9 protein-coding genes and 1 tRNA gene are annotated in these 12012 nt (G+C 52.5%); 7 read left to right on the top strand and 3 right to left on the bottom strand.

All coding sequences use genetic code 11. The features are described 5' to 3' along the window. The first annotated feature begins 11 nt into the window (after positions 1–11). Positions 12–1130, top strand: a complete 1119-nt coding sequence (locus ACR0CG_RS18745; RefSeq protein WP_170648514.1) for a mechanosensitive ion channel family protein — start codon at positions 12–14, stop codon at positions 1128–1130. A gap of 352 nt (positions 1131–1482) precedes the next feature. On the opposite strand, the gene ACR0CG_RS18740 is transcribed toward ACR0CG_RS18745, so the two are convergent. Further along, on the bottom strand, positions 1483–1725 hold the full coding sequence (locus ACR0CG_RS18740; RefSeq protein WP_170648516.1) for a hypothetical protein: 243 nt from the start codon (positions 1723–1725) through the stop codon (positions 1483–1485). 10 nt (positions 1726–1735) lie between these two features. Between ACR0CG_RS18740 and ACR0CG_RS18735 the strand changes: the two genes are divergently transcribed. The 5 genes from ACR0CG_RS18735 to ACR0CG_RS18715 all read left to right on the top strand — a co-directional run bounded on the left by ACR0CG_RS18735 (position 1736) and on the right by ACR0CG_RS18715 (position 9178). Continuing rightward, a complete protein-coding gene (locus tag ACR0CG_RS18735) occupies positions 1736–2728 on the top strand; it encodes a helix-turn-helix domain-containing protein (RefSeq protein WP_170510425.1) in 993 nt (330 codons plus the stop codon). A 169-nt stretch (positions 2729–2897) separates the two neighbouring features. Next, positions 2898–4406, top strand: a complete 1509-nt coding sequence (locus tag ACR0CG_RS18730) for a DUF1254 domain-containing protein (protein ID WP_170352520.1) — start codon at positions 2898–2900, stop codon at positions 4404–4406. A 581-nt stretch (positions 4407–4987) separates the two neighbouring features. Next, positions 4988–8275, top strand: coding sequence for a hypothetical protein (locus ACR0CG_RS18725; protein WP_170467180.1), 3288 nt, complete (start codon positions 4988–4990; stop codon positions 8273–8275). A 70-nt stretch (positions 8276–8345) separates the two neighbouring features. After that, positions 8346–8717 carry a cupin domain-containing protein gene (locus ACR0CG_RS18720; protein WP_170467182.1) on the top strand — a complete coding sequence of 124 codons (372 nt, stop codon included), beginning with the start codon at positions 8346–8348 and terminating at the stop codon, positions 8715–8717. Positions 8718–8854: 137 nt separating this feature from the next. Beyond that, positions 8855–9178, top strand: coding sequence for a hypothetical protein (locus tag ACR0CG_RS18715; RefSeq protein WP_170467184.1), 324 nt, complete (start codon positions 8855–8857; stop codon positions 9176–9178). Here ACR0CG_RS18715 and ACR0CG_RS18710 read toward each other — a convergent pair. Together ACR0CG_RS18710 and ACR0CG_RS18705 are read right to left on the bottom strand one after the other, a co-directional pair. Next, on the bottom strand, positions 9157–10428 hold the full coding sequence (locus tag ACR0CG_RS18710; RefSeq protein ID WP_170467186.1) for a DUF6538 domain-containing protein: 1272 nt from the start codon (positions 10426–10428) through the stop codon (positions 9157–9159). The genes ACR0CG_RS18715 and ACR0CG_RS18710 overlap by 22 nt on opposite strands. A gap of 140 nt (positions 10429–10568) precedes the next feature. Then, positions 10569–10658 (bottom strand) — tRNA-Ser (locus tag ACR0CG_RS18705). Positions 10659–11057: 399 nt separating this feature from the next. On the opposite strand from ACR0CG_RS18705, the gene ACR0CG_RS18700 reads away from it, so the two are divergent. Next, on the top strand, positions 11058–11951 hold the full coding sequence (locus ACR0CG_RS18700; protein ID WP_480526801.1) for a FecR family protein: 894 nt from the start codon (positions 11058–11060) through the stop codon (positions 11949–11951). Positions 11952–12012 lie beyond the last annotated feature (61 nt).

Raw genomic sequence — 12012 nt, 5'->3', positions numbered from 1 at the left:
TGGTTTCCCAGGTGGAAGACAGTGATATCCCGTCAATGGACACTTTTGTCGAAGTGCGCGACCGGTTTGATCACTGGCTGGACGGCTTGGACCTGAGCGTTGTCGTTGCCTCGGTGGTCTTCCTTGTGGTTGTCGTCCTCTGTCGGAAGTCTTTGTCCCGCTGGATCATGGCGCTGATTTCGGCCTTACTAAAGCGGTTGTCCATCGATATCTCGGACAGTGTTGTGCAGGAATTGACACGAACGACATCGGTTCTCCTTGTGACCTTTGCCGTCTTTGGGGTTATGGAGGTTTTGAACTTTCCCAGAATGCCCGTCGATCTGTTCAGGCGAATTCTGGCTTCGGTGGCCGTGATTGCTGTGTTTTCCGGTTGGTACAACCTGAGTGGACCTTTTGTATCCCTGCTTCAAAGCGACCGCTTTTCGGACGTCCGAATGGAAACCGGGTGGATGGAGCGCGTTGCCCGTTTTGGCATCCTTCTGTTTGGTATCACCTCCCTTCTGGAAGTCTGGCAGGTCGACATCAGTGCCGCGTTGACCGGGGTTGGTGTGTTGGGGGCCGGGCTGGCCATTGCGACGCAGGACCTAATCCGCAACCTTGTCGCAGGTATGAACAACATGAGCGAGAAGCGCTTTGCAGTCGGGGACGCAATCCAGATCGACGGATCTTTTGTCGGCACGGTCGAGGCCATCGACCTGCGTTCCACCCTTATCCGGGGGTTCGATCAGATTCCCCGCTATGTCCCGAATTCCGAGTTGTCCAATGCGGTTGTTCTCAATTTCTCGCATCGCCACCATCGGCGGGTCTTGCTTTCCATACCTTTGGTATTGAGCAGTGCCGAGGCTCAGGTCTTGCAAGTTCGGAATGCGTTGCGGGAGCACCTGACGACCAGTGGAGATTTTGAGTTGTCAGAGGATGCTCCGCAACATGTCTATGTCGAAGGACTATCGGACAGCGCCGTAACGCTGATTTTCTATGCTTGGACAAACAACCCTGATTATGACAATTTCCTTCAGGTGAATGAGCGTCTGTCGCTCAAGATCCTTGAGGCAGTACAGGCGGCAAATACAGAGCTTGCCTATCCGACGCAGACGATAAACCTGCACAGCCACGACGCTCTGACAGGTTAGTTTGGAGTTTACCGAACGATCAGTTTTCGTTTTCTGAATTCTGTTCAAACTGCCGCTGAACTTCTTTGGTTTCAGTTTCTAGTTCGGATCTGGATATCGTCAGCTTGGCTTTTCGAGCAGCTTCATTGTACGCCTCCGGTTACTACGGTTGCATAAGGTTCGGTAATTGGTTTTTCTTTGTAGCCGAGACAGTCCGCTTTCGTTGTGAGTTGCCTAGTTTGGTTTTGAAATGGACCAGTAAGCCAATTTTATTGTCAGGCTACGCCGCGCACGTTGGGACAAGTATTGCTGTTCGATTTCGCTTTGCACCCGATTGGTAGCGTGATCAGAATAGAATTGGCATGACCTCGTTTCACAGGGACATGGAAATGTCGTTCTTAAGGCCATATGCGTATCTCACATAGCCCGCGCCTTCACTGACCAATAGCACACCAGCAACGATGCCGATCAGAAAGACACTGACTTCGGGGTACAGGGCCAGCAAATACATCGATAGAACGACCGACAAGCCACCAGCGAAAATCATCCTTTCGCATGAGAGCGTGTCTTTGCCGAAGGGCGTCAAAGAATAACCCTTTTGGAGTCGAAGCGACATCGGAGTAGCCTTGCGTCAGTTAGGTATCGTTGTTGGGATTCGATGGATGCAAAGCCACGATGATATAGTTGAGCCGTTCAGCCTTAAAACGCAAAGCTTTGAAGAGCTAAGCGACGCAGTCGTCAACTGGGATCAGGAGTATGACCAGTTGTCGGGCGGTCAATTCGAGGGTGGCCTCAAGCTGGCGCAGGTTAATGAGTCCCAGATCCTCAGAATTCGATGGGGACAAAAAATTCGCTACCGTGGAACAGCCCCAGCTGGGGCTTTTGCCTTTGCTTTGCCGTTCGATCAGCAAGGAGATGCAAACTGGATCGGCCAGAAAGCGGGCGTGGACACAGTTCTCATGCAAGCACCAAACAAGGCCGGCGATCTGATTTCCTCCAATTTCTACGACGCGCTGGTGCTCGGAGTTCCTGAAAACGACGTGTTCCGGATTTCATCGGCGCTATCTGGGAAAGGCGAAATCAGTGGCAACTTGCATGGGGCCTCAACCCTTTCGACGGCAGGTGCAGCTTCTTTACGCCATCAGGGACAATCGCTCATTGACCGGGCTATCTCAGATTTTTCCGACGACAGAGCCGCTCTTAAGCGTCTCTCCGATCAGTTTATCAAGTTGTTCCTTTGGGAGCTGGTGAAGTCAAATGGCGGCGGCCTAAAGGAACACCGGGTTTCCAGACCGGCCAGACTGGTGGGGGACGCAACAGATCTGGTTCTATCCGACGTGACCGGAAACATAGGATTGACCACTCTTTGCGCTCATTATGGTGTCAGCCTTAGGACACTTCACTATGCATTCAAAGATGTCACGGGCCTTTCAGCTGCGACCTGGCTGCGACGCATGATGCTCAATAGAGTGCATCGCGAACTGCAAGGCGCGATCTCGAATGGGGCTACAATAGGCAGCGTGGCCGCGACTTACGGCTTTCACCATCAAGGGCATTTCACGAACCAATACAAGCGGCTGTTCGGCTGCCTGCCATCGGAAACACTGCATCGCAATTAGACGGAAGTTTAGTCTCAAAAACCCAGTCTCAAGAGATGTTTGCAGATTTTGGATAAGAATGATGCGTGATTTTGACAGCCAAAGAGGCCACCATTGTCGAGTAGTCTGATGGTTGCGCAGCGGCGCCTTCAGCCACAAGAATTCCGATCAAATTTTTTAGGAGAGATACATGAAACTTCTTACCAATCATTTATCGGCGGCAATTGCCCTCAGCCTCATTGCGGCGGGCGCCAGCGCCTCCAAGGCCCATGCAAATGAGGACACTGTCTCAACGGAGCTTCCGCCATTGATGCAGCAAATCAACAATGGCAACTGGCTTGAGGAGTCTGAGGCGCAGAAATTGGTAGACGAACTCTACTATCATAGAGCGATTCAGGCCTACTACGACATGTTACCGGCAATGAACACCATTGGCCTGCGCGATGGGTCTGAGGCAGTGTTTGGAGCGGGCTACAACGTCATTCCGATCTGGAAAGAAAGAATGGACTCCCGCGCCTGGGTTCCGACACCTAACGCTGACGTTATTTATTCAATGGGTTACGCAGATCTCAAAGAAACCGGCCCATTGGTTGTTGCGGCTCCACCCAATACAGTGAGCATGCTCACAGATTTCTTCCAAGTAACGTTGACGGACGTAGGCGCCGCTGGTCCAGATGGCGGAAAAGGCGGACTGTATCTCCTTCTTCCACCCAACTACGATGGCCCGGTTCCGAATGGCGGATATTACACGTTCGAGTCTCCGACATACAACGTGTTTATCTTCTTTCGCACAATCATGAAGCAGGGTGATGGTGGTCCAGATCCCTCCGAGGCGGTCGCGACGGCGGAACAAATTCGTATTTACCCACTTTGGGAAGTGGAGAAGGATATTCCGGCAATGGAGTTCCCGAACGCCTCGGGCAAGCGCCTCAACATGATGTATGAAACCGATTTCGACTTTTGGACGAAAATGAAAGAGTTCGTGGACCATGAGCCTTACTCGGCCATTCCGCCGGCTACTCGCGGTGTTTTGGCTTCCCTCGGCATCAAGAAGGGTGAGCCATTTAATCCAACTGCCAAGCAAATGGAATCCTTGAACAAGGCGATGGAAGTTGCACCAAAGATGATCTTTGCCTCCAGGCAGGTCGGTCGACCGGATGGCCGTAACTTCTATTACTATGACAGACAGTATGAACGCGTTTGGTCTGGAGCTACCGCCGAGTTTATGCAGGACGGCTACCTCGACATCGACCAAAGGGCTGCCTTTATGCAATTTGCATACAGCACGTCACCAGCAATGGTTAAACGCGTTATCAATGGTGGTGCAAAATATCCGGTTACTGCCAGAGACGCGGACGGCGAATTCTTGAATGGTAGCCACCACTACAAGCTACATCTGCCGGCGGGTATTCCGGCGAAGCTGTTCTGGGCAGTAACGCTCTACAACGTAACCGATGGGACGATGCCGGAAACTGACCAGTTCATGCCGTCTATCAATCAATTCAACGATTACGAGAAGAATGATGATGGTTCGGTTGATCTCTACTTCGGTCCGACGCTGCCAGACGGCGCTCCTGAGTCCAATTTCATCAAGACCGTTGAGGGAAGAAACTTCCTGACAGCTGTGCGACTGTTTGGAACGGGTATCGAGTTCTTCGACCAAACTTGGAAACCCGACGATGTTGCGAAAATTGACTAATTTTCAAATCGTTGGATAAAAAAGTTCTGAAAGCCCGCAGGGAACTGTGGGCTTCCTGGACAACTGTGATCGCAGCGCACCAAGGAATCTGACCTTTCACAATCGCGAAGTATCTATTGCTCTCGTGGCAACCGGCAGAAAAGCAATTCCTCGTCGAATCCACAACATTTTGTAGCTTTCTGAAGTTGACCACAAAATGACACCCCCAACGAGGCGTCGGGGGCACAACTTAAGTGAACGGCTGGGGACTTACCCCCCCTATTTCTGTTTAACGGAAATAGGGGGGGGTAAGTCAGGGTATGTCCCTCTCCCAAAACCCATTTCTTAATCTTTCGTTAACCTTTGATCCTAGAAATCCAGTTCCTTCGCTCTGAATCCGCCCGAATTTCCGCCGGTCCCAGGAAACCTCCCAGCTTTAATTCTGGCGAAACCCAGATGTCCGAGTGTGCGCGTGCCGGCAATCCCGCCGGCCAACAGCAAGAGCCGCCGGGCCGGAGAATGTGCAGTGACCAACGAAAGACCTATTTCAGCACCAATTCATTTTGATCGCTTTCCGTCCTGCGGATCCAAGAGCAGTCAATTTGAAACAGAAAACACATTCCGAAGAATACCAGCCTGCCAAATTCACAATATTGGAAGCCCGGCCAGGACGTATTCAAACAAAACGATTTCATGAAGGTGGCGTAGACAACTCGAGCCGGGCACGAAACTTCACATTTGAAGAGCGAGAAGTTTCGGATTTTGAAGACCTTCTTGCCCTAATCTCCGAACTCTCTCAATCAGTGCAAAAGGTTGCGGTGTCTGGATCTGTGAAGGAAGAGGTCCGCCATCACAAAAAAATCCGCCGTTTGGCCAAACCACGAAATGGCGCGAATCCAACTCTCGAAGACCTTGGCTGCTCCTGGCTACATTTCGACATCGATGATGTTGAACGCCCAGATCACCTGGACTGGGGAGATCCGCAGGCCCTGGCCGAATGGACCTGGCGCAATATCTGCCATGGATTGCCTGCGCTCAAGGATCTCTCGGTTGTCTGGCAAGCATCCTCGAGTGCTGCGACTGCCGGCAAAGACCATCTGGCCAAATTCCATTTCTACTGCCTTGCAGATCGCCCCCTCCTTGCACATGAGCGGCACCACCTTTTTGAACAGGTTGGCAGCGACGAAAGTCTGGCTCGGATTGCACAGCCAAACTACATCGCAGCCCCGGTATTTGACGGGGTTCCCGATCCATTGGAAGGAACGCCAAGGATTGGGATCATAAGGAAAGAGCAAGAAAGACTGGACACGAGTTCGATAGCGTTTCCAAAAGAAGTGAAGAGAAGCAAACGCCAGACAAGGAATGGAAAGCCTTCCAAATCCTTGCCTTCGAAGGCCAATTCTTCTTCAGCAAAGACAATCACTACCAAGACAGGCGAAGCGCAGCTTTCGAAATCCTGTGCCAAGCTTGCCAGAGGAACGGATCGGAACACATCCATCTATAATGAATCCCAACTCATCGGAGGGTTTGTCAGTGCTGGCGAAATCTGTGAAGCCGAAGCGCTTGAAAGGCTTCTGAAGGCCGCCCACCAAACCGGGCACGACCGATATGAGGAAGCCGTAAGAAACGGGCTTCGGGATGGCCTGGCGCGTCCAATAGGTGGGGCCTCAGATGCGGAGGAACCCGCCCCCTATTATCCGCATAGCGCGATCCCAAAAGACCAAGCCATCGCAATGCATGCCAAGACTATTGAGGTCTGGGGAAACGAAGCTTTGGCATTTCTTCGCAAGCAAAGCCCAGGCAACCCTTCGCAAGGCAAAGATAGTCCACCCCGTGTTTTGCTTTCCGGGGCGCAGGGGGTTGGCAAAACCGCTGCCCTAGTTGGCCGCAATAGGCGGCCTGGCTTTCTACACAGCACTGAAGGCTTGGTGTCATTGATGCTTTTGCCAGATCACGAGAAGGTAGAAGAAGCCTTCAATGACTATAAGAGAAATGCACCCGCATCGGCTCCGCCAGCCATTTCCCTCAAGGGGCGCAATCGACCCGATCCAGAGGCCGACAATGACACCGTCAAAATGTGCCGGATCTATCCAACGGCGAGGAAGTTGTCGGAGCTTGGCTTTTCGATCCGATCCACCCTCTGCAAGAAATGCCCTTTTCAGATGGATTGTGGCTATCTCCGTCAGGAAGCTGACATCAAAGCACAGCTGAAGACCAAAGCTGGCTTGGTGATCTTTGCCCCGCATGAATACGGTCATCTTCCTTTGCCAGCAGAAACTTTGCCAGATCTTACCGTTTTTGATGAGCGGCCGCGCGATTTTGGGAAGGAAGAAGCCCATGTGTCGCTCATTGAGCTGACTGAAACTCTTCTGCCGCCTGCTAAAAACCAAAACCAACGAGGCGTTGAAATCGGGGATGCCATCGTCCTGCAAGATCAGGCGATTTCTCCAGTGAAGTCAGCCCTGCTGGCTGTGGCTGGAACCGGAGCGGGTGTTCAAATGGAGCGACTGCGCGATCTGGGCGTCTCACCTGAGCTGTTGCGAACCGCCATCAGGCATCTGGAGGAGCTAAAAACTGGCAATACGAACCGGGCTCTAAGGCCTCTTTTCGCATGCAAGGATGACACCATCGGTGAGGCCCAGCTTGGTGTCATCGGCAGTCGCCTTAATAGTAGCAAGGCCAGCCACGCAAGGCGTCTTCAGATGCTATGCGAATGCCTGCTGGCCGATATGGAAAGCGGTTTGGCCACCTCAAGTGCCGTGTTTGCTGATGTCGAAAGAGCGCGTCCGGCGCAGCATCAGGCAGGCTATACTGCGGTTCGCCTGCGCAATCTGAAAAATATCACCGGACGCCCGTTTTTGTATCTGGATGGCACAGCAAATGCTGATCTGTCTCGTCTGCTGTTCGGCTCGGATTTGGAAACGCATCACTACCCGGTGGAACGAAACGCAAAGGTCATGCAAATTTTGGGCTGCAATTTTTCCAAGCGCAGGTTGAGCCTGAAAGCACAGGAGAAACAGCGCACTTACGGAAGTATTAGAACGCAAAACGATACACTGCGTGACTTTGTAAATGGCGTGGTTGCGCGATACCCGAGTGCCGCTGTGTTCGGGACAAAAGACGTGATTGCTTCCTTGGATTTTGACCGCCCCGGACGGGCTGGCCACTTCGGCAAGCTCAGGGGTCAGAACAAGTGGGAAGCGTTTAACCAGGCTATCGTCATTGGTCGCGAACAACCTGGGCATTTGGATGTCGAACGCATTGCCAGAGCCTATGCCTCCGCAGCGGGAGAAGAATTCCAGCCGGGTGACTACGTCAAGCAACGCCGCGGCATCAGAGTGAAAAAAGGCAGCCATTCAATAGATGTATTTGCACATCGTGACCCTTGGGGAGACCGCATTCTGCAACAGATACGCGAAGCCGAGATCGAGCAGGCAATGGATCGTGTCAGACTAATCCACAATACCCAGCCAAAGGAGGTCTTCTTGATGTCACCCGTGGTGGCGAACGTAACCGTAGGTAGGATCGTAGAATGGCTGGATTTCAAGAAGGGAGGCAGCAAGGTTGACAAGGCCATTGCGAAATACGGGCTGATTTTCCAGTCACCGGCCGATTGCAACCGGTACATGCCTGAGTTCTGGCGGTCCAGACAAGTTGCCGCCACCGACAAAAACCGCGCGAAGCTTCTGTCAAAAGATCCATGTAGTATAGAACCATATGGGGGATTTGACGGTGAGAGCCTCCCTCTCCGTATCGAGTTCTGGCCAACGGTTGAGGCGGGCAAGAAGCCACCAAGCAAAGAGGCCTTGGTGTTTGCCCCGGAAAGTCAGGTGCGGGAAAAACTGGAGCGGTTCCTGAAGATCTCAGAGTTCCGCGTTCTCAACTTGTAGGACTCCAAAGAAACCGCCATCGTTGCCGAGAGGACCGTTCTCAAACGGTTAGCCTGCGGGAGAAAATAGAATGATCAAATATGTTTTAGGCGACGATGTCGGTCCTCTTGAGCACTGGCCTTTCGACAATCCCGCAAGCGGATATCAGATCAAAGAAGGCTCCCCGCAGGCATCAGGCCGCATGGATGCTGGCGGGCCAGGCCATACGACGCGCACGGGCATCTGGCGCTGCACCAAGGGCGTTTTTGAATGCACCGAGCAAGGCGATGAACTGATGACCATCCTGTCCGGTCGATGCCGGATGACCAACCTGACCAGTGGCGAGGTTCAAGAGTTGGGCCCGGGCGACAGTCTCTTTGTGCGTGATGGCAGCCGGGTGGTCTGGGACATCATCGAAGACGTGACAAAGGTGTTTTTCGGCCATAAAGCGGACGGGTTTTGACGGTGCACCGGCCACATGATTGAGTTTCGCCCGCTTTTCTAGGGCGTCCAGATTTGGAGCCAACGCACAAATTCTTTAACGTCAGATAAATCGAAAGATCTTAAAAATCGGGCAAACAAAAACAGAGGCATAGCCCGATGCATGTAGAATTTCACGAGGCAAATAGTTTCCCTGCCAGCCGCAGTTTTTCGGATCTCAAGGCAATTAATAAATACACCAACAGAGCTCGCGACGGTCAAAAGTTTGGTCCTCAAAAAAGAAAGGCAGAAAGAACGTTAGTTCGCGAAATCGCTCGTGTGACGTCCGCGCTCGAAAAGGCTGCGCTTCTTGTGATCAAGGACCCAACTTATGTTCCTATAATGGAGCGGCTTGAACATGAACTTTGTCAGATGCAGGAACAGCTTGCCAACTGCCCGGTGGAAAGGGCGTTGGCCATTGTTCAAAAGAAGGAAATTTCTTGAAGGATGCGGGCTTTGTGCTCAAGCGAAGCACCATCACCATATCGTTGTTCTTGAAGAGCATGGCCGAAGAGATCGCGTCTAATCCGGTTATCAACTTCAGCCGCGATCATTCGATCCTCAAATGCATGACGGAGTGAGTACATAACATGTCTATCGGACTCCATCAGACCATTGGATCTCAAATACTTGTTAACTGTGTTAGAAAGTGACGCTTTGCCTTTGTAGCTGGGAAAACCGTTCGGACATTCTTGGAACGCTTCAAGGCTAACGCCAACAAGAGGAATAGTTCGCTTGGAGGCATTGTTCTTCAAGTGTCGCCCGACCGGTGCGATTTCAATGTAGGGAACAGAACCCTCAAGATGGATGCGAGCCCTGTCCAGATTTGCGGCTTCGCTAGGTCGATACCCTGTATTGATCATACCCAACAAAATGCACCGCGCCTCGGTGTTTAATCCACTCAAAGCACCTTCAGACAAAATACGATTACGAATCCAATCGTCGGAGAATGATGGTCGAGATCGCCTCTCTGGTTCCTTCAAACTCAGACCAGACAGAGGCAAATCAATCTTAAGTCGCTTTTTTTCGTTAACTGTTTTTAGAATATCACCTAGGTGCGTGAAGTCCTTGTTAGCAGAGTTCTGTGTAACTTCGCCCATTTCAATTCGCTCAATCCACATCTCCCGGAAATCCAACAAATCATCCCGAGTGATCTCGGAAATTGCCACGTCTCCGGCGACCGCGATGAAATTCTTCACCGCTTTCTTCCGTGGGTTCTTCCACCTGCGAATCTGATCAGCGTCTTTACCTAGTGTCCTATCCCTGGCGAGGGACCAATACATTTCCAACGCTTGGGAAACCGAAATCTCCGGTGCAGCAACGGCGCCCAACAGAGCCTTCGCTTCGAACGTGTCTGGGCTGCCTTGCACAACTGGAATCGCCTCAACTCGTTTCAGCAATTCTTCGAGAGGAAGCTCAGCAACCTTCGGCATTTCCAAGTACCGAAACCCCCTCGATCTAGCCAAGTTTTGTGCTGCGCTAAACTGCTTTTCAGCTTCTACGGTGTCGCCGGCAAGGCGAGCTTCCCAGCTATCCAACATCTTCGCCCAAACAGATGGCGCTTTCTCCATTGCCAAACTCAGTGAATCGGTTTTCAGGCTGATCCAGACGGTTTTTCGTTCTTCGACGCTGGCGAAACGGCGTGGAACGCGCCTAACGATACAGTAAATAGAGCCTCTGAGTTTAACATTCACAGTTCAACAGCCTCCAAGCATGAAGAGATTTGTGCAGCAAAATGTGCAGCAAAAAACATCCAGCCTCAAGCGGGGAGTCAGTCAATCCAGCTGAAAATCAACTATTTACAGTGATTTAGAGGCAGGCTCTTGCTGGATAATGGCGGAGACGAAGGGATTCGAACCCTCGAGACGGTTTCCCGCCTACTCCCTTAGCAGGGGAGCGCCTTCGACCACTCGGCCACGTCTCCGCCGACGGGTATATCCGTGCCTGTCACCAAGATACAAGGCGATTTTCCTGCTAAATGGCAAAATTCTGCAAACGGCTGCAAATCGGAATTCCGGGGGGCCGTACGTGTGACAGTCTTCGTCGAATAACAGCTGTTTTCTTGGCAGGGAGTGCCGGACAAAAACGACGGTTCAACACGAGGCGGCCGTCACCTGACCACAGTCGTTTTTTGGGGCGGTGATATTAAACTTGCCAAAAACATAAGCATTACTGCATATTTGCCTATATTTAGTCTGCAGATTTATTCTGTTTGTTGTGAGGCATCAATCGGGCTTGGGGTGGTGTGTACCCGGCAGGAACCTTTGGGGGAAAGGGGCTTGGATTGGCTTGGTTAAAAGTGTGTTTGGCAGTTTGCCTTATTGTGATTCTGCCGTCGCAGGTCGTCGCAAATATCGGAAAAGTCGTCAGCGCCAAGCAAGGCGCTCAGGTAACGCGTGCCGGAGAAACACAAGCGTTGCGGACGGGGATGGAGGTCGACTCGGGTGATGCGATCGCGACTGACGGATCCGGCGTGGTTCAGCTTGTGTTTGTCGATGACACGAAAATAGCCATCGGCCCCAATGCGCGTATGGTCATTGATGTCAAAATGCTGCGGAACAACCGCAAGGCCAAGTCCTTTGCGGTACAGGCACTGGGTGGCAGCTTCCGGTTCATTTCCGGAAAAAGCAGAAAGCGGGCTTACTCCATTTCGACGCCATCAGCGACCATGGCGGTGCGCGGAACGACTTTCGATCTCTGGATTGCCTCCGGCGACCAAAGCGCGATGCTGGTTCTGGAAGGCACTGTTCGAATGTGCAGCCTAAGCGGGTCGTGCCGATCCACCGGGAGACAATGCAGCCTTTTTGCGAACAGTAAGGGTGGCGGCGTCGGAAGGCCGGTGGATCGCGAGCAATACAGGAAGGCGCTGGAAAGCGGTTTCCCGTTCGCGCGGTCGCAGGAAGGGTTGCTTCCGCCGCTTCAGGTCGAATTCGGCGGCTGTTCCGAAAACGCCAGGCCGGTTCGCTTCTTTGCATCACCCGGTCGGTCTGAACCCCGCCCTGCGCCGCCCGGTGAAACGAGTACCAATGAGGCGCGTGCTGTGTCAGACCCCACCCCGCCAGACAACCGTCCTGATCCGCCATCCCAACCAGAACGTGACCCGGAGCCGGAACCGGACCCTGAAACCGAGGGGGAACATGATCCCGAACCCGAAACCGAGCCTGAATCCGAACCGGAAGATGATCCCGAACCCGAGCATGATCCCGAAGTCGACTAGGGTCGTCCAGAAAAATGACGTGGACCGGATTGCTGGCAAAACCTGACCCCCTTGCGCCCGG

Source organism: Ruegeria sp. AB8, from assembly GCF_056542605.1.
This window is presented reverse-complemented; position numbering and strand designations above follow the sequence as displayed.